Origin of the sequence: Marinobacter sp. 2_MG-2023 (assembly GCF_030546935.1) — a bacterium.
Lineage (GTDB): Bacteria > Pseudomonadota > Gammaproteobacteria > Pseudomonadales > Oleiphilaceae > Marinobacter.
In genome coordinates this window covers 277012-294062 of sequence record NZ_JAUOPH010000001.1, presented here as the reverse complement: position 1 = coordinate 294062, position 17051 = coordinate 277012, and the positions used below count along the sequence as shown (strand labels likewise).

14 protein-coding genes are annotated in these 17051 nt (G+C 53.9%); 11 read left to right on the top strand and 3 right to left on the bottom strand.

Annotated elements, in window-relative coordinates; genetic code table 11:
* The first annotated feature begins 13 nt into the window (after window positions 1–13).
* Window positions 14–1078, top strand: coding sequence for a class I SAM-dependent methyltransferase (locus Q4501_RS01305; RefSeq protein ID WP_303593505.1), 1065 nt, complete (start codon window positions 14–16; stop codon window positions 1076–1078).
* A 192-nt stretch (window positions 1079–1270) separates the two neighbouring features.
* Window positions 1271–2425, top strand: a complete 1155-nt coding sequence (locus Q4501_RS01300; protein WP_303593504.1) for a methyltransferase — start codon at window positions 1271–1273, stop codon at window positions 2423–2425.
* On the opposite strand, the gene Q4501_RS01295 is transcribed toward Q4501_RS01300, so the two are convergent.
* A complete protein-coding gene (locus tag Q4501_RS01295; protein ID WP_303593503.1) occupies window positions 2374–3018 on the bottom strand; it encodes a riboflavin synthase subunit alpha in 645 nt (214 codons plus the stop codon). The two genes, Q4501_RS01300 and Q4501_RS01295, sit on opposite strands and share 52 nt — an antisense overlap.
* A gap of 189 nt (window positions 3019–3207) precedes the next feature.
* Here Q4501_RS01295 and Q4501_RS01290 point away from each other — a divergent pair, with 189 nt between their 5' ends.
* The 5 genes from Q4501_RS01290 to Q4501_RS01270 all read left to right on the top strand — a co-directional run bounded on the left by Q4501_RS01290 (window position 3208) and on the right by Q4501_RS01270 (window position 7500).
* Window positions 3208–4062: a hypothetical protein gene (locus Q4501_RS01290; RefSeq protein ID WP_303593502.1), complete on the top strand. Its 855-nt coding sequence runs from the start codon at window positions 3208–3210 to the stop codon at window positions 4060–4062.
* Between the two features lie 60 nt (window positions 4063–4122).
* Window positions 4123–4800, top strand: coding sequence for a TetR/AcrR family transcriptional regulator (locus Q4501_RS01285; protein ID WP_303593499.1), 678 nt, complete (start codon window positions 4123–4125; stop codon window positions 4798–4800).
* 91 nt (window positions 4801–4891) lie between these two features.
* The gene (locus Q4501_RS01280) at window positions 4892–5356 is read left to right on the top strand and encodes a L,D-transpeptidase (protein ID WP_303594339.1); all 465 of its coding nucleotides are present in this window, start codon (window positions 4892–4894) and stop codon (window positions 5354–5356) included.
* Between the two features lie 33 nt (window positions 5357–5389).
* The gene (locus Q4501_RS01275; protein ID WP_303593497.1) at window positions 5390–6718 is read left to right on the top strand and encodes a mechanosensitive ion channel family protein; all 1329 of its coding nucleotides are present in this window, start codon (window positions 5390–5392) and stop codon (window positions 6716–6718) included.
* Complete coding sequence (locus Q4501_RS01270; RefSeq protein ID WP_303593496.1) at window positions 6718–7500, top strand: S-methyl-5'-thioinosine phosphorylase; 783 nt, start codon at window positions 6718–6720, stop codon at window positions 7498–7500. The genes Q4501_RS01275 and Q4501_RS01270 overlap by 1 nt, the downstream gene beginning before the upstream one ends.
* On the opposite strand, the gene Q4501_RS01265 is transcribed toward Q4501_RS01270, so the two are convergent.
* Both Q4501_RS01265 and mfd read right to left on the bottom strand, forming a co-directional pair.
* A complete protein-coding gene (locus tag Q4501_RS01265; protein ID WP_303593494.1) occupies window positions 7478–8203 on the bottom strand; it encodes a CsiV family protein in 726 nt (241 codons plus the stop codon). The two genes, Q4501_RS01270 and Q4501_RS01265, sit on opposite strands and share 23 nt — an antisense overlap.
* A 30-nt stretch (window positions 8204–8233) precedes the next feature.
* On the bottom strand, window positions 8234–11764 hold the full coding sequence (gene mfd / locus Q4501_RS01260; protein WP_303593492.1) for a transcription-repair coupling factor: 3531 nt from the start codon (window positions 11762–11764) through the stop codon (window positions 8234–8236).
* A 213-nt stretch (window positions 11765–11977) separates the two neighbouring features.
* On the opposite strand from mfd, the gene Q4501_RS01255 reads away from it, so the two are divergent.
* The 4 genes from Q4501_RS01255 to Q4501_RS01240 all read left to right on the top strand — a co-directional run bounded on the left by Q4501_RS01255 (window position 11978) and on the right by Q4501_RS01240 (window position 17051).
* Entirely contained in the window at window positions 11978–13432 is a 1455-nt protein-coding gene (locus Q4501_RS01255) for a glyceraldehyde-3-phosphate dehydrogenase (RefSeq protein ID WP_303594337.1), read from the top strand.
* A gap of 263 nt (window positions 13433–13695) precedes the next feature.
* Window positions 13696–15042, top strand: a complete 1347-nt coding sequence (locus Q4501_RS01250) for a Na(+)-translocating NADH-quinone reductase subunit A (RefSeq protein WP_303593490.1) — start codon at window positions 13696–13698, stop codon at window positions 15040–15042.
* Between the two features lie 4 nt (window positions 15043–15046).
* Window positions 15047–16255 (top strand): NADH:ubiquinone reductase (Na(+)-transporting) subunit B, encoded by a 1209-nt coding sequence (locus tag Q4501_RS01245; RefSeq protein ID WP_303593488.1) that lies wholly within the window; start codon window positions 15047–15049, stop codon window positions 16253–16255.
* Window positions 16248–17051 carry a Na(+)-translocating NADH-quinone reductase subunit C gene (locus tag Q4501_RS01240; protein WP_303593486.1) on the top strand — a complete coding sequence of 268 codons (804 nt, stop codon included), beginning with the start codon at window positions 16248–16250 and terminating at the stop codon, window positions 17049–17051. The genes Q4501_RS01245 and Q4501_RS01240 overlap by 8 nt, the downstream gene beginning before the upstream one ends.

Genomic DNA, 17051 nt, shown 5'->3' with positions numbered 1-17051 from the left:
CACTATTCAACTCATGCAGAGTTTATCCGGCTCCGGCTTACCTAATTCTCATCAGGCACTGCTCAGAAACCGTAACCTGCTATCCGGTCGGGTAGCATTGCTGGGTGTCGCATCGGCACATCTGCTGTCAGAACTTCCTTTTAGTGGCCTTGCCTTGAGTGAGCACGCGGGTGTTTTCCACGCGCTGGAACGCCATGAAAACTGGCAGGCCTGCTTTGGTTATGACGCCCCGGCGCTGGCAGATAGCAGCTACGACAGCGTGGTGGTGTTTTTACCCAAGGCCCGTGCCGAGCTGGAAATGCGCCTGGCACTGGCGCGTTCACTGGCAGCTGAAAATGCCCGAATGATATTGATCGGTGAAAAGAAGGAAGGCATTGCTGGCGCCATCAAACAGCTTAAAGCCGTTGCCCCGCAGGCTTCCAAGATAGATAGCGCACGCCATTGCCAGGTCTGGCGTGCAGAGGCGATTAATCCTGTACCCGGATTCCGGGTTCAGGACTGGTTGGGCTGGAACAGAATCGAGTGTTCGGGAATAGCTATTGACGTTGCCGGCTTGCCGGGTATCTTCAGCCAAAATGGCCTGGATGATGGAACACGGATGCTCCTGGAAACGCTTGCAGAACAGCCGGTTTGCGGTGACCGGTTACTGGATTTTGCCTGTGGCGCGGGCGTTATTGGTGCCTGGACCCAGGCGCACCAGAGCGCTGAGGGGAAGCCTGTTGCCAGCGTTGACGGTGTTGATGTTCAGTCCCAGGCGGTTATCTGCGCGAGGGAAACCTACCGGCGTAACAGCGCCGCAGGCACGATTTTCGCGTCTGACGGCCTTTCCGGCATCGATGGCCTCTGGTCGGGAATTATCAGCAATCCGCCCTTTCATACCGGTGTAAAAACCGATACCTCCATGACGGAACAGTTTCTTCAGGACGTGAAGCGACACTTGCAGCCTGGCGGTGAGTTGCGGCTGGTGGCGAACAGTTTTCTACCCTATGAGGCTCTGATAAAACGCTATATTGGGCGCGTCGAACGTTTGCGGGAAGACAAGCGTTTTACCGTTTACCGTGCTTTCCGTGGTCAATAACGAAAAAAGCCCCAGGGGTTAGGGGCAAAAGGTCCGCTTCCGGTAACAACGAAGCTAACCGTGAAAGTTTTTAAAAAGAGCTCTCATTGAGAGAACACTTCTTGAAGTAACAGAATGAACGATAGGGTTATTTTTTAGAGTAATCAGCCTAAAATGGCATCTTTCTAGCGAATTCCCCTCTGGATGCCTGATATGACAACCGCTGTGCTGGATTTTCCCTGTGGTAGCCTTCTTCTGAGCCGTCCTGGCACAGATGATCCGAGCTTGCGCGCCTGGAACGCTGCCGACGAGCTGCTGTTGAAAGAGGCATGCACCCGGCTGGAAGTGTCGCCGGATATCAGGGTACTGATTGTGGATGATCAGTTCGGCGCCCTGACGCTGGCTTTGTCCCGGTATGCACCGGATGTGGTTGCCGATGGGGCTCAACTCAGCGGTGCGTTGACGGAGAATGCGGAGCAGAACCCTGGCTATTCGGCACCGGAGTATATACACAGCTGGTTGCAGCCTCCCGATAAGTCTTATGATTTGATTCTGCTGAAGATTCCCCGCGAAACCGACTACCTGGAGTGGTTGCTGCGCTGGGCTAATGGTGCGATCAAGCCGGATGGGACTATATTGGCCGCAGGAATGATCAAGCATCTTCCAGATCGAAGTGTTGATGTCTTTGCCAAAACTGTGGAAGTCCAGAGCGTGAGCCGGGCAGTAAAGAAAGCTCGCATGATGACCTGTGGTTGCGGTGAGGCGACGCTCAACGGCTGGCCCGGGATCTGGAAAGGCTATGACCTGGCGGGCAAACTGCACGGCAAAGAACTTCGTGTCGCCGCTATGCCCGCTGTTTTTGCGCGGGAAAAGCTGGATATAGGCACGCGGCTGATGCTGCCGCATCTGAAGTCTGCCCTGGAGCACTGCCATGCAGGTGCCCAGGTACTGGATTTGGCTTGCGGTAACGGCGTGCTTGGCCTGAGCGCTTTGGCTATGCGGCCGGATCTTGAAGTGACCTTCAGCGACGTGTCCAGCCAGGCGGTCTTGAGTGCCCGCAGTAATACAGAAGCGGCATTTCCCGATGTCAGGGGTGCATTTCTGCATGCGGATGGAATTGCCAAAGGCAAGGGACCGTTTGAGCGGATCCTGTTAAATCCACCGTTCCACGAGGGTGGTGTAGTCGCCGACCATATCGCTTTGAGGTTGTTTGAGCAGGCGTCGCAGAATCTGTCTGCAACCGGCCGCCTGATTATGGTGGGCAACCGGCATCTTGGGTATCACCGAAGTTTGCGGCGTTTCTTTCCGCAGGTGCGTCAGCTGGATGCTGATCCCAGGTTTGTGGTCTTCGAGGCCTGGCTGTCGTAACCCAATCGCGTCAGCGTATCCACAATGGTTTGTGTCTGGCTGTCGATTTCGATATTGACCTTCATGCCTTCTTCAATGACACCAAAGGTGGTAGCTCTCAGGGTTTCGGGAATCAGGTGAACGTTGAAGCGGTTGCCATCCACCTCACCAATGGTGAGGCTCGCGCCATTGATCGCAATGTAGCCTTTGGCAAAAATGTAGCGAGCCCACTCATCCGGCACTTCAAACCAGATCGTCACGTTGTTTTCCGGCCGCAGTATCTTAATAACATTTGCCGTTGTGTGAATGTGTCCCGACAACAAATGGCCGCCAATTTCATCGCCAATCCGCGCGGCCCGCTCAAAGTTGATCTTGTGCCCCGGCTCCAGGGTGCCAAGCGTTGTCAAACTCAAGGTTTCCTGCATGGCGTCGAAAAACAGTATGTTGCCGGTTTGGCGGGTAACGGTAAGGCAGGTGCCATTGATTGCCACCGATGCGCCAATGTCCACGCCTTCTGCGCTGTTTTCCGGCAAGCGGATTGCGAACGTACTCAATCCGGTCGCGGCGGCGACATCTTCAACAACGGCAATACCCTGAACAATACCGGTGAACATAAGCAGGCCTCTTATAGAGAGTAGAGAGCGAAAACGGACGGAAAGGATAGCGAGCAAGCTTGCCGTTGCCAAGTTCAGAGGCGGGAAGTGCCATCGGAAACATCATGGTTCAAGATCTGTGCAAGCCTGCCGATACATTTTTTAACAGATTTGTTTACCGAGATTCCATAACGCACTGGATATAACGTCATGGCTCAAAATCAGAATGCCGCAGAAACTTTAACTGGTGCCGCGCAGGGGGCTGTATTGCATCCCGGGCGGTCGGCGGACCCTGTTCCTGTCCCCGTCATTGAGCAGCCGGATGCCCATCAGGAAACCTCTGCAGCTGACTCCCCAAAAGAGGTCCTTGCGAACGCTGAGGACAGGTTGGCCGGCGATGTCGAAGCACAGAGCGCAGATCCCGTCCAGGTTGAATCCAGGCAGCGGACGCTTAGACTGATGTTGCGTCAGTGTGACCGCGTGCTATTGATGGATTTTGACTTGCTGGCAATGAATGACTGGCCAGATAATTTCAGTGTTGCGTCTGCACGACGCAGTCGTGACCTGTGGATCTTCAGTGCGCTGGTGGCGGCAGTTATATTCCTGAGTGGACTGACAGGTTTCGTGCCGGCCTGGGTTGCAGGAGGCGGCTTTGGTGCCTTCGTTATTATAATTCTGTTGGGTATCCCAGCCGTTCGCCGGATATACACCTCGGAGCCTTCTTATCTCGATTTACTGATCAGGCGCCAGCGTATGATACGTGATGCCCGGAAACACGCCGAGCATCTGGAGGGTAAAGAAGGACTTATCTGGCAGTGTGCACGCATGGCCGACTTTAATCCCGCCCTGAAAAATACCCGGTTCAGCAGGCTTTTGCGTTTGTCTGAGCAGAAAGCCCTGCCTCGAGCCTTATCCCGACGTGAGCATGTCCGGGTCTATCTGATTTATCTTCTTGAAGCTGAAAAGGCTTACAGTCGGGTTCAGGCTGCTTTTCTGGAAGGTAATCAGAATGCCATCGACCGCGGCTGGCAGGAAGCGGTGGCGGAGCCGGAGGAGAGAACTTGACATAAATGTGCTTCAAACGTATGTTTCAAACAGACGTTTGCTAGAGGCACTGAAAACAAAATGGCCCAGTCAGATACTGTTGACAGAATTCTTGATGCCGCAGAAGAATTGTTCGCTGAGCGTGGTTTTTCAGAGACTTCATTGCGGATGATTACCAGCAAGGCCAAAGTAAACCTGGCCGCCGTAAACTACCATTTCGGTTCCAAAAATGCGCTGATCCATGCAGTCTTTGGTCGTTTTCTGACGCCGTTCTCGGCGACGCTTGAAAACGCATTTGATGAGCTGGAAGCCCGCTGTAAAGGTACGCCCCCTACGTTGAATCAGACTTTGTGGGCTCTCACTGAGAGTGCCGTGCGCATGCCACAAAGGAATGAGAAGGGTATTTCGATTTTCATGAGGCTTCTTGGGCTGGCATATACCCAGTCACAAGGGCACCTGCGCAAGTTCCTTGAGCAGGAATACAGTCAGCCTTTCAGTCGCTTTATGCGGCTTTTAAAGGAAGCTACACCGCAGCTTTCCGCCGTTGATCGTTACTGGCGCATTCAGTTCATGCTTGGAGCTACCGCGTTCACCATGTCCAGCAGCGATGCCCTGCAGGACATTTTGCGGAACAAGTTGGGTGTAGAAACCACAGTACAGGAAATTGCCGCACGCCTTGTGCCCTTCCTTGCAGCCGGCATGCAGGCGCAGGATGCCTTGCTCGTTCCTCCCGCCCCCGACAAGATGCCGGTTGCCTGACTTGCACCCTCTCGGTTAGGCTTCCCCAACAGTCCCGGAGGGAGCCCAACCCGTTTTGAATCAAAGCAACTGCAGTGCCTGTTCAATCGATATCAGCCTGGATGACCAGAGCCTGTCTGTGCTTGGTGCAAACGGGCGCCTTATTGAACGCTATGCTGTTTCTACCGCGCTTAACGGCGCAGGTGAGCTCAATGGTAGTGGTTGTACACCGAGAGGTAAGCACTACATCCGCGCTATGGTGGGCTCCGGACTCCCAGAAAATACGGTTTTTCGAGCCCGTCGACCCACTGGCGAAATCTATACCCCGGAACTCGCAGCCAGGCACCCGGGTCGCGACTGGATCCTGAGTCGCATTCTCTGGCTTTGCGGTTTGGAATCGGGGAAAAATCGTGGTGCTGGTGTCGATACCTTCCGACGTTTTATATACATACATGGTACTCCTGATACAGAGCCTATGGGGCTGGCGCTTTCTCATGGATGCATTCGTATGCGAAATACCGACGTTATAGAACTGTTCGAGTGTGCCCGATCGGGTATGCCGGTTATGATCCGTTGAAACCAGATTTATGACAGCGACTAGAGGATTCCGATGATTGGCGAAATGATGTCCACCGTAAATGGCTGGATAGAGAGCTTTGGTGTGCTTTCTGAGGCGTGGCGCGCAGCCATTGTGGTTTTCGCGTTGGTGTTTGGTACGGCTCTGATTGCGTATATTGCCAGCCATATCATCCGTGCCCTGGAACGCAAGTTCTCGAAAACCAAGAATATCTGGGATGATTCGCTGCTTCATGCTACTCGTTCTCCGGTTGTGGCGTTCGTTTGGCTTCAGGGGGTTTATTGGGCCGCTGAGGTGGCGCACCATTATTCGTCGGCAGAGATCTTCACAGCTAACGAGACCCTGCTCCAGGTAGGCTTCATTTTTATCTTTGTTTGGTCTGTACTCCGGATGATCAAAGAAGTGGAGGGAATTCTCATCTCTCCGGTAAGAATGAAAAAGCCTATGGACTACACCACGGTTAATGCGATCAGCAAGCTGTCCAGAGCTGTGGTGTTGATTACGGCCGTACTGATCAGTTTGCAGTCGCTGGGGTATAGCCTTTCGGGCGTGCTTGCTTTTGGTGGCGTAGGCGGTATCGCTGTAGGTTTTGCGGCCAAAGACCTGCTGGCCAACTTTTTTGGTGGTTTTATCATTCACCTGGACCGGCCATTCAAAGTCGGAGACTGGGTTCGCTCACCGGATCGTAATATTGAGGGAACCGTGGAGCAGATCGGGTGGAGGCTTACGACCATCCGGACGTTTGATAAACGTCCTCTGTATGTTCCCAACGCTGCATTTACAACCATTGCGGTAGAGAACCCCTCGCGGATGACTAACCGGCGTATCTCAGAGACCATCGGAATCCGCTATGCGGATGTCAGTGAAATGGCAGCCATAGTTGCAGACATCCGCTCAATGCTGGAAGAGCACGAGGATATAGATAGCAATCAAACCCTGATTGTGAATTTTCTGGCTTTCAATCATTCATCGCTGGATATCATGGTTTATGCGTTCACCAAGACCACCCAGTGGGTAAGGTTTCACGAGGTGAAGCAGGACGTGCTGCTTAAAATCAGTGACGTTATTGTTGGCTACGGTGGCGAGATAGCCTTCCCGACACAAACTTTGCATATCAGTGATGATAGCCAGCTTCCGGAACGGGAAAGCACTCGTGGCAAGCAAGCTGAAGACCACAAGGAAGGTGACGGAGAGGAAGGTGATGGAAAGGACGGCGATAAAAAGGACAAGAATGAAAAACGGGCGTCGCGTAACAAAGACGACGCAGCCAAACGCCAACGTAGTCGTCGTCACGATACTCAAGAGGGTGACGTAGGCGAGCAATCGCGGGATGCGGGATATGGAGAAGAGGGTGGAGATTGATGTCTGAAGCCAGCGGTGCAGTTGGGATTATTGGTGGTACAGGCCTGACGACCCTATCGGGCCTGGAAATTTCAGGGACGCGAACCCTGGAGACGCCATGGGGGGCTCCTTCATCCGAGTTGACTGAAGGGCACCTCGATGGCCAGCCTGTTGTATTTCTGTCCCGACATGGCAACCCCCATAGAATACCGCCTCATGAGGTGAACTACCGGGCGAACATCAAGGCGCTTTACGACGCCGGTGTGCGCACGGTAATCGGCGTGAATGCGGTGGGCGGGATACATCCGGATATGGGCCCCGCCTGCGTGGTTATCCCGGACCAGATTATTGATTACACCTGGGGAAGGGCGGGTACCTTTTTTGAAGGGGAGCTGGAAACGGTTACCCACATAGATTTTACCTGGCCATATGACCAGTCCGCTCGGGACATCTTGATTAAGGCAGCGACAGCACGAAAGGTTCCGTTTACCGGGTTTGGCGTCTATGGAGCGACTCAGGGGCCGAGGCTTGAAACAGCAGCGGAAATACGGCGTATGGAACGGGACGGTTGTGACCTGGTAGGGATGACCGGAATGCCCGAAGCTGCCCTGGCTGCAGAGTTGGGCATGCGTTATGTGTGTCTTGGTCTGGTGGTGAACCGGGCAGCAGGGAAATCAGAGCACATCATTACAATGGAAGAAATCGAATTGGCCATCGAGCAGGGCATGTCTGGTGTGAGACGCATCCTTGAAATCTCGATGGCCGGCTTGGGAGCCCTTACTAATTTGCCTCAATCTTCCTGAAAAACACAAGAACACCTATGGTGGGGGAATCCAGGAAATGAATTTCCTCACTCCGCATCCTGCGGGTTTCGCGAATCCAGGTTAGCAGGTCCAAGGGTATGTCGGGCTTGATAGCCAGCTCTGCGTTTGCTGCAGTACTGCTATCGGAGGCCTGATCTGGATTTCCCTGGGCGATAGGAGAGGCCGCAACGCTTGCTTCTTGCCAGTGATTGAGATGAACGGCGACGTGCAAGTAGCGTTGCCGATCAATCGTGATATGCCCTTCAATCTCTCTTTGGCCTGCCTGTGCCAGCCAGTCCCCGATTTCCACCCGAAGCGGCTGACCTTTGTAGTTGGGTGGGAAGGCTTCGTACCAGCCGGCGGACATAAGCACCCGGTAACGCCCACTCGCTTCAAGGCGGTTTGCCGCGCTCCCCAGGTGAAGCTGGCTTCGAGGTTGGAGTTTAAGCGACGAGATCACGTTGCCGTCACCGGTTACGCTATAAAGATCCTTGTTGGTATCTGTCGGTGCCGCCACTTTTTGGTTAACCATGCGCTCGTTAACCGCGTCCGGATCGATTATGCGCTCCAGAATCACGAACTCTGCCCGGTAATAGTCATCGGGCGTTTGTTGCGCATGGCCCGCCATGGCGGTTGTGAGCAAGAAAGCCGTCAGTAGTGTGCGTGCCAGTAGCCGGCACAAGCGATTACCATCAGTCTGCAAGAGGTTGCTCCAGTTAATTCAGGGCCTTTTTCAGGCGGTAGCGGTGCTTGGTTCAGGCACCAGTTCGCCCAGCATTCCGGAAATTCCGTCGAGTTTACCATTGGTTGATGTGTCCTTCAGCCGAAAACGAAAGCTGTTGGCCCCTTCAAGGCGGTATGTGTCCGGTGAAGATTGCATTTTCTTAACCAGTATCAATGGATCCACTGGGGTGGAACTGCCAAATTCAAGGCGGGCCCACTCCTTTCCGGCGTCTACTTTAACTATGCCCAGAGCTTCTGCCTTGAGCCGGAGTTCGGTCTGCCGAACCAGATTTTTTGCCGGCTCTGGTAATAATCCGAAGCGATCAATCATTTCAACCTGAAGTTCTTTTAATGCATCGCGGTTGCTGACGCTGGCAATGCGTTTGTAAAGCATCAGGCGGTTGTGGACGTCTGGCAAATAATCTTCCGGAATCAGTGCTGGTATCCGAAGGTTCATTTCTGTTCCATGGCTGAGGGGCAGTTCCGCGTTGGGCGTTCGACCGTCGCGGATGGCTTTGACCGCCTCATCGAGTAATTGCATGTACAGGGTAAAGCCGATGCTTTCTATCTGGCCACTCTGTTCATCACCGAGCAATTCGCCGGCGCCCCGAATTTCGAGGTCGTGGGTAGCCAGCATGAAGCCGGCGCCCAGTTCCTGGGCTTCGGAAATGGCTTCGAGCCGTTTTTTGGCATCCGCAGAAATGGCTTTCGGTGGCGGTGTTAGCAGGTATGCATAGGCCTGGTGGTGTGATCGGCCAACGCGGCCGCGCAGTTGGTGCAACTGGGCCAGGCCGAATTTGTCGGCGCGTTCAATAATGATGGTGTTGGCGCTCGGGATATCGATACCGGTTTCGATGATGGTGGTGCACACCAATACGTTGAAACGCTTGTGGTAAAAATCCGACATGATTTGCTCAAGCTGTCTCTCACGCATCTGACCATGCGCTACACCCACACGGGCTTCCGGTACAAGACTCCGCAGATCCTCGGCAGTTTTTTCGATACTAGCTACATCATTATGTAGGACATATACCTGACCACCACGCAAAACCTCACGCAGGATGGCTTCTTTGACCATTGCATCGTCGCGCTGGCGCACAAAGGTTTTCACCGAGAGACGTCTGGCTGGTGGAGTGGCGATGATGGAAAGATCTCTCAGGTGCCCCATGGCCATATTGAGGGTTCTTGGAATGGGGGTCGCCGTAAGGTTCAGCATGTCGACTTCAGCACGCAGAGCCTTCAGTTTTTCTTTCTGTCCAACACCGAACCTGTGCTCCTCGTCGATGATGACCAGACCCAGATTCTTGAATCGGATATCGCCCTGAAGCAACTTGTGGGTGCCTATGACGATATCGGCTTTACCGCTTTCAATAGCCTCCATTGCCTTGGATGTCTGGCTCGAGCTACGAAAACGGCTCAGCAGCTCGACATTTGCCGGCGTATCCGAGAAGCGGTCGCGAAAGGATTCGTAATGTTGTTGGGCCAGTAGCGTAGTTGGAACGAGCACCGCGACCTGCTTTCCTGACCAGGTTGCCAGGAAGGCAGCGCGCATGGCCACTTCGGTTTTGCCGAAGCCGACATCGCCACATACCAGCCTGTCCATAGGCTTCTCGTTGGTCATGTCTTCAAAAACAGCCTGAATGGCAATTTGCTGGTCCGGAGTTTCCTCGAAAGGGAATCCGGCCGCAAAGGCGCGGTAGGCTTCTTTGGGATCTTCAAAGGCAAAGCCTTTGCGAGCCTCCCGGCGGGCATAGACGTCAAGCAGTTCGGCCGCAGTGTCACGAATTTTTTCCAGAGCCTTCTGCTTGGCGTTGCTCCAGCGTTCGGTGCCCAGCTTGTGCAGTGGCGCATGCTCTGTGTCTGTGCCGGCATAACGTGAAATCAGGTGCAGACTGGAGACTGGAACATACAACTTCGAGCCGCCGGCGTATTCGAGCATCAGGAACTCGCTGGATTCGCCTTCAACGGCAATGGTTTCCAGGCCCAGGTAGCGCCCAACGCCATGATCAATATGCACAACGGGTGACCCGATTCGCAACTCAGACAGGTCGCGATAGCCATCATCATTGGCCTCGGTGGGCTTGTCACGACGCCGGCGCTGTAGCACTCGTTCGCCAAACAAAGCCGTTTCAGTAATCAGGGCCAGGTTATGTTCTGGCAGCACCAATCCCTGCTCCATGGGCGCAATGGTGATGCCCAGAGAACCCTTGTCATCAGCGAGGAAGTCCTTCCAGTTCTCAAAACTCTGCGGCTTAAGCTGGTACTCGCCCAGATTTTCGACCAGGGCTTCGCGCCGGCCCGAAGATTCGGCACAAATCAGTATCCGCCCGGCAAAATCCTTTATAAAGCGTTTTAGCCGACCTGCAGGGTCGGCGGCCCTTGCGTTCATTGCGATATCCGGTAGCGCTTCACTGGCGCAATTCACCGTGCCGCTGCCTTCTGCGGTCCCGAGCTTTGTGGTTACTCGGGGGAAAGCTTTGAGATGGCCAAAGAGCTCGTCCTGCTGCAAAAACAGGCTTGCAGGTGGAAGAATCGGTCGCATTCGGTCATGTCGGCGGTCTTCATGGCGATTACGGGTTTCTGTATCGAAGAGGTTGACTGCTTCGTTAAGGCCTTCGGCTGTAAAGACATGGGTGGTGTCTGGCAAATAATCGAACAGGGTTGCGGTCTGGTCGAAAAACAGTGGCAGGTAATATTCGATGCCTGGCGGAGTGATGCCATGGGTGACGTCCTGATAGATAGGTGCGTCTTTGTCTGCGTTCGGAAACTGTTCGAACCAGCGGCCCCGGAAGGCGGATCTGGCTTCTTTGTGCCATGGGAACTCATAGGCCGGGAGGAGTTCAATGCGCTCGATCCGGTCGATGGAGCGCTGGGTTTCCGGGTCGAACGTTCGCAGTGTTTCAACTTCGTCATCGAACAGGTCGATTCGATAGGGCAGGTTAGAGCCCATAGGAAATATGTCGAGTATGGAGCCGCGAACCGCGTACTCGCCGTGTTCGTAAACGTTTTCAGAGTGCCGGTATCCCGCGGTTGCCAGCTGCATGCGCCAGTTGTCGATATCGAGAGACTGACCGGTTTCCAACAGCAGGGTGTTGCCCTGGAGATAGTCTACCGGGGGAAGCCGGTGCATCAGGGTGCGAGCAGGGACCACGATCACGCCATGCCGGATGCCGGGCAGCCGGTGCAAGGTGCGAATCCGCCTGGAGGTTATATCCTGGTGCGGTGAAAACAGATCGTAGGGCAGGGTTTCCCAGTCTGGGAGCGAGAGCAGCTCTAGCCCATCTGCTGTGACAGTGGCGCCGTCTTCTTCTGGTGGCAGCCCCAGAAAGAAGCGCATGGACTGCTCCAGCCGTATTGCATCGGCGGTGCTGCGGGTAATCACCAGAGTCAGCCCTTTGTGAGCCCGGGCGCTTTCACAGATAGCCAGGGCGTCGCTGCTTCCATGTAATTGTCCCCAGGTACGGTGATCGGCCTGTTTTACAGGAAATTGCGGCGCAATCAGCGTTTGCGGTGAAGCGGAAGTCGGGGCACCTTGATTCATGGGCAGCTGTTTTCTCCTGCAGTGGGTTGGTGGAAGGTTGTGGGAGCCGGTGAGGCCGCTATTCTAACGCCCACAGATGACGGTGTCATGGCGGCGAATGTACGATGTCCGTGCCAGTTCGTATTTGCCGTAAGACACTTTAAGTTGGATAATGCCCGACCTTGATTATTCCACGTGCGAAACATAGGGGTCCCTACCGTGAGTCACGAACAGATGAACCAGTGCTTGTCCAACTGGATGGACAGAGAATCCACTGCGGAGGCTATGATTCCGCTGATTGGCCGTCTTTACCGTAAAAACAATGTTGTTACCTCCGTTTACGGCCGCGCGATCATCAACCAGTCGGTTATCGATATTATCCGCGCCCACCGATTTGTGCGTCAGGTGGAGCACAGTGAGTTGTCCGTTCACGATACCCTGCCGATTCTGCAGGTTATGGACACTATGGACCTTGGGCGTGCTCACGTTGATATCGGGAAGCTGGCGGTAAAATTCAAGGAAGAAGGTGGTGATCTGGCCGAGTTTCTCAAAAGAGAAATTGGCTCTGTAGCAGGGCTGTATGCATCCCAGTCAAAAGAAGACGCAAACAACGAAACCAAAGACGTTGTGCTTTATGGTTTCGGACGCATCGGGCGTTTGCTTGCACGTATTCTGATCGAGAAGGCTGGTGGCGGTAATAATCTGCGGCTGAGAGCCATTGTTGTTCGTCATGGTGGTGCGGAAAGCGATCTGGAAAAGCGCGCCAGCCTGTTACGCAGAGACTCCGTCCACGGCCCCTTTGATGGCACAATTCGTGTGGACGAGGAAGAGTCGGCGCTGATCGCTAATGGTAACTTTATCAAGGTGATCTACTCGGACGGCCCGGACAAGGTGGATTACACCCAGTACGGCATTAACAACGCTATTGTGGTCGATAACACCGGTATGTGGCGTGACGAGGAAGGCCTGGGTATGCACCTGAAATCCAAAGGTGTCAGCCGGGTGCTGCTTACTGCGCCGGGCAAGGGCGATATCAAGAATATTGTTTACGGCATCAACAGTGACTGGATTACTGATGAAGACAAGATTCTGTCAGCTGCTTCGTGTACCACCAACGCCATTACTCCGGTTCTGAAAGCGATTTACGACGAGTACGGTATTGAAGACGGGCACGTTGAAACAGTGCACTCTTATACCAACGACCAGAACCTGATCGATAACTACCACAAGGGCAGCCGTCGCGGGCGAAGCGCCGCACTCAATATGGTGCTTACCGAGACTGGGGCGGCGAAGGCAGTCTCCAAAGCTCTGCCGGAGCTGAAGGGCAAGCTTACGGGTAATGCTATCAGGGTGCCTACCCCGAACGTTTCCATGGCGATTCTGAATCTCAACCTGAAGAAAGAGGTTGATGTAGAAAGTGTCAATGACTACTTGCGTGAGATGGCACTGCACTCGGAATTGCAAAAACAGATCGACTTCGTGAATTCTCCGGAAGTGGTATCTACCGATTTTGTCGGTTCCCGGCACGCCGGTGTCGTTGACGCTCAGGCGACAATTGCCGCAGGCAAACGCCTGATTCTCTACGTTTGGTACGACAACGAGTTCGGGTACAGTGCCCAGGTTATCCGGGTGGTGAACCAGATGGCCGGTATCGATTACCCCATCTTCCCGAAGCGTACACGCGACTGAGATTGATGCGCCTGAGTTGGCGCAGGCAACTCTGAAAACCCGGCGTCGGAAGGCGTCGGGTTTTTTATTAACTGTGGCTGGCTGCTGAGGGATTAGGCTCCGGTATAAACCTGTTCTCGTTTCAGGTGGAAATAGCTTGCCTTAGACTCTATAATTGGCGCGATTTTGGGTATGTCTGTCCCCCCGTTTCTCGACCGTTTCTGGGCCGCAGGGGGCGGATGATACAAATGCATCGAATAGTTTCTGATGATTGGATGAGGCTAATGATCAAGATCAAAAAAGGCCTGGATCTTCCCATCAGCGGCGCTCCCGAACAGACCATTACAGACGGCAAGCCGATTCGCCATGTGGCGCTAATCGGTTTTGACTACACCGGCATGAAGCCGACGATGGCTGTTCAAGAAGGGGACCGTGTCAAGCGCGGTACGCTGCTGTTCACGGACAAGAAGACCGAAGGCGTTCGTTATACATCACCCGCTGCAGGTGTGGTGAAAGAAATTAATCGCGGCGATCGTCGGGTTTTTCAGTCAGTTGTCATCGAAATTGATGGTGACGAAGCTGAAACCTTCGCCCGCTTCAGTGAATCGGATCTTGCTGGTCTGGAACGTCAACAGGTGGTTGATAACCTGGTCGAGTCCGGGCTGTGGACGGCGCTCAAGACCCGTCCTTACAGCAAAGTGCCGGCCATCGATAGCGCTCCGCATTCCATTTTCGTATCCGTCATGGACACCAACCCGCTGGCAGCTGATCCCACGCTTGTGATCGCAGAAAATGCTGCTGCGTTCGAGAACGGCCTGACAGTTCTGGGCAGGCTTACTTCTGGCAAAGTGTTTGTGACCGGTCGGCCTGGCTCCAATGTGTCTGTTCCAAAAGCGGACAACATTGACGTACAGCAGTTTGATGGCGTGCATCCCGCCGGGAACGTAGGCACTCATATTCATCACCTTGACCCGGTATCTGTCACCAAGAGTGTCTGGACTATCAATTACCAGGACGTGATTGATGTGGGGCAGCTTTTTACAACTGGCGAGCTGAACGTTGGCCGGATTGTTGCCCTTGGTGGGCCTAAAGCCTTGAAGCCGCGTCTGGTACGCACACGTCTGGGCGCCAGCCTGGCAGAGCTGCTTGACGGTGAAGTGGCTACAGATTGCGACGTGCGCGCGATCTCCGGTTCGGTTTTTGGTGGCCGCCGTGGCGAAGGGCCCTGTGCATACCTTGGCCGTTTTGCCAACCAGGTGTCTTTGCTCGAAGAAGGCAACAAGCGTCACTTTATGGGATGGTTGTCTCCTGGAGTTAACAAGTTCTCGGTTCTGAATATCTACCTGTCCAAGTTCACTGGCGGCAAGCTGTTCAATTTCACCACCACGACCAATGGTAGTGAAAGAGCGATGGTGCCGGTAGGTGCTTATGAGAAGGTTATGCCTCTGGATATCCTGCCTACCCAGTTGCTGCGTGCGCTGATCGTCGGTGATACCGAAATGGCTCAGAAGCTCGGCGCTCTGGAACTGGATGAAGAGGATCTGGCGCTGTGCACCTTCGTGTGCCCGGGTAAATATGAATATGGTCCGATTCTCCGTGAGAACCTGACCCGAATCGAGATCGAGGGCTAACACGATGGCTATCAGACAGTTTCTCGATGGAATCGAGCATCATTTTGAAAAAGGCGGAAAGTATGAGCGCTGGTATGCGCTCTACGAAGCTGCCGATACCATTTTCTACACGCCCAGTTCGGTAACTTCCACGACCTCTCACGTGCGTGATGGCGTTGATCTCAAGCGCATCATGATCACGGTTTGGATGTGTACCTTTCCGGCAATGTTCTTTGGGATGTGGAATATTGGCTTTCAGGCTAACAGCTTTCTGGCATCCAACCCTGATGCGCTGATTGCTGACGGTGGCCTGCGTGCTGCCTTTATACAGGCGCTTGCCGTCACAGGCTCTGGTGCTGGTGTCTGGGATAATTTCGTATACGGGATGGCGTACTTCATTCCTGTTTACGCAGTGACCTTCGTGGTTGGTGGTTTCTGGGAGGTTCTGTTCGCAACCGTGCGTCGTCACGAGGTGAATGAAGGCTTCTTTGTAACCTCTATCCTGTTTGCACTGATCTGCCCACCGTCTATTCCGCTTTGGCAGGTAGCTCTGGGTATCACCTTTGGTGTTGTAATTGGTAAGGAAGTTTTCGGTGGAACCGGAAAGAACTTCCTGAACCCTGCGCTGACCGGTCGGGCATTCCTGTACTTTGCCTATCCGGCTCAAATTTCCGGTGATACGGTTTGGACCGCGGTTGACGGCTTTAGTGGCGCCACGGCTCTGAGCTGGGCCGCTAGCGGCGGCATGGAAGCACTGGAAAACAACATCGGCTGGATGAACGCATTCATGGGCTCTATTCAAGGCTCCATGGGCGAAACCTCTACCTTGGCTGTGCTTATCGGTGGGTTGGCGCTGGTTGCAATGCGTATCGCCAGCTACCGGATTGTTGGCGGTGTCCTGATCGGTATGATCGGCATGTCTGTTTTGCTGAATGTCGTTGGTTCTGAAACCAATCCGATGTTTGCAATCCCTGCCCACTGGCATCTGGTTATGGGTGGGTTTGCCTTCGGTATGATGTTTATGGCGACGGACCCTGTCTCTGCGGCGATGACCAACACTGGCCGCTGGTGCTTCGGTATTCTGGTGGGTGTAATGACCATCCTGATCCGGGTCATCAACCCGGCCTTCCCGGAAGGCATCATGCTGGCAATTCTGTTTGCTAACCTCTTTGCTCCGCTTATGGATCATTACGTGGTTCAGGCCAACGTTAAAAGGAGGCTCGCTCGTGGCTAAAAGTAAAGAAACTGTCTCGAGAACGCTGATTGTTGCGTTGGTGCTGAGTATCGTCTTCTCCGTTGTGGTTTCTACGGCGGCGGTAGTGCTTCGTCCTGCGCAGATCCAGAACCAGAATCTGGATATCAAAACCAATATCCTTTCTGCTGCGGGAATGTTGCCTCAGGGAGCGGGTGCTGAAGAAATCGAAGAGATTTTTTCGCAATTCGAAGTGCGCCTGGTGGACCTGGAGACTGGTGACTACGTGGAACCGTCTTACGTAAATGTGCAGGATCCAATGAAGTACGATATGTACAAAGCCGCGTCGGATCCCGAGATGTCCACAAACATACCTTCCTCAGAAGACAAGGCAGGCATCAAGCGTCGTCCGAATATTGCCAAGATTTACACTCTGAGCGAGAACGGAAATCTCACGCGTGTGGTACTCCCGATTCATGGCTACGGGCTTTGGTCTACCCTGTATGGCTTTGTGTCTCTTGAAGGTGATCTGAACACCATTGAAGGTCTGGGTTTCTACGCTCACGCAGAAACACCGGGTCTTGGCGGTGAAGTGGATAACCCTCGCTGGAAGAGCCAGTGGGTTGGTAAAGAGCTTTACGGAGATGATAAAACGGAACCGCAAATTCGTCTTGTGAAAGGCGGAGTGGGTGCCAATGCTGCCGATAAAGAACACAAGGTCGATGCGCTTTCCGGTGCAACACTGACCAGTCGTGGCGTTCAGCAGCTGGTTAACTACTGGATGGGTGACCGGGGTTATGCACCGTTCCTCAAGAAACTTCGTGAAGGGGAGGTCTGA

Bases quoted from the DNA above. Each gene is read 5' to 3' on its own strand.
- Q4501_RS01305 (WP_303593505.1), top strand. From the start codon at position 14: ATGCAGAGTTTATCCGGCTCCGGCTTACCTAATTCTCATCAGGCACTG.
- Q4501_RS01300 (WP_303593504.1), top strand. From the start codon at position 1,271: ATGACAACCGCTGTGCTGGATTTTCCCTGTGGTAGCCTTCTTCTGAGC.
- Q4501_RS01295 (WP_303593503.1), bottom strand. From the start codon at position 3,018: ATGTTCACCGGTATTGTTCAGGGTATTGCCGTTGTTGAAGATGTCGCC.
- Q4501_RS01290 (WP_303593502.1), top strand. From the start codon at position 3,208: ATGGCTCAAAATCAGAATGCCGCAGAAACTTTAACTGGTGCCGCGCAG.
- Q4501_RS01285 (WP_303593499.1), top strand. From the start codon at position 4,123: ATGGCCCAGTCAGATACTGTTGACAGAATTCTTGATGCCGCAGAAGAA.
- Q4501_RS01275 (WP_303593497.1), top strand. From the start codon at position 5,390: ATGATTGGCGAAATGATGTCCACCGTAAATGGCTGGATAGAGAGCTTT.
- Q4501_RS01270 (WP_303593496.1), top strand. From the start codon at position 6,718: ATGTCTGAAGCCAGCGGTGCAGTTGGGATTATTGGTGGTACAGGCCTG.
- mfd (WP_303593492.1), bottom strand. From the start codon at position 11,764: ATGAATCAAGGTGCCCCGACTTCCGCTTCACCGCAAACGCTGATTGCG.
- Q4501_RS01255 (WP_303594337.1), top strand. From the start codon at position 11,978: ATGAACCAGTGCTTGTCCAACTGGATGGACAGAGAATCCACTGCGGAG.
- Q4501_RS01250 (WP_303593490.1), top strand. From the start codon at position 13,696: ATGATCAAGATCAAAAAAGGCCTGGATCTTCCCATCAGCGGCGCTCCC.
- Q4501_RS01245 (WP_303593488.1), top strand. From the start codon at position 15,047: ATGGCTATCAGACAGTTTCTCGATGGAATCGAGCATCATTTTGAAAAA.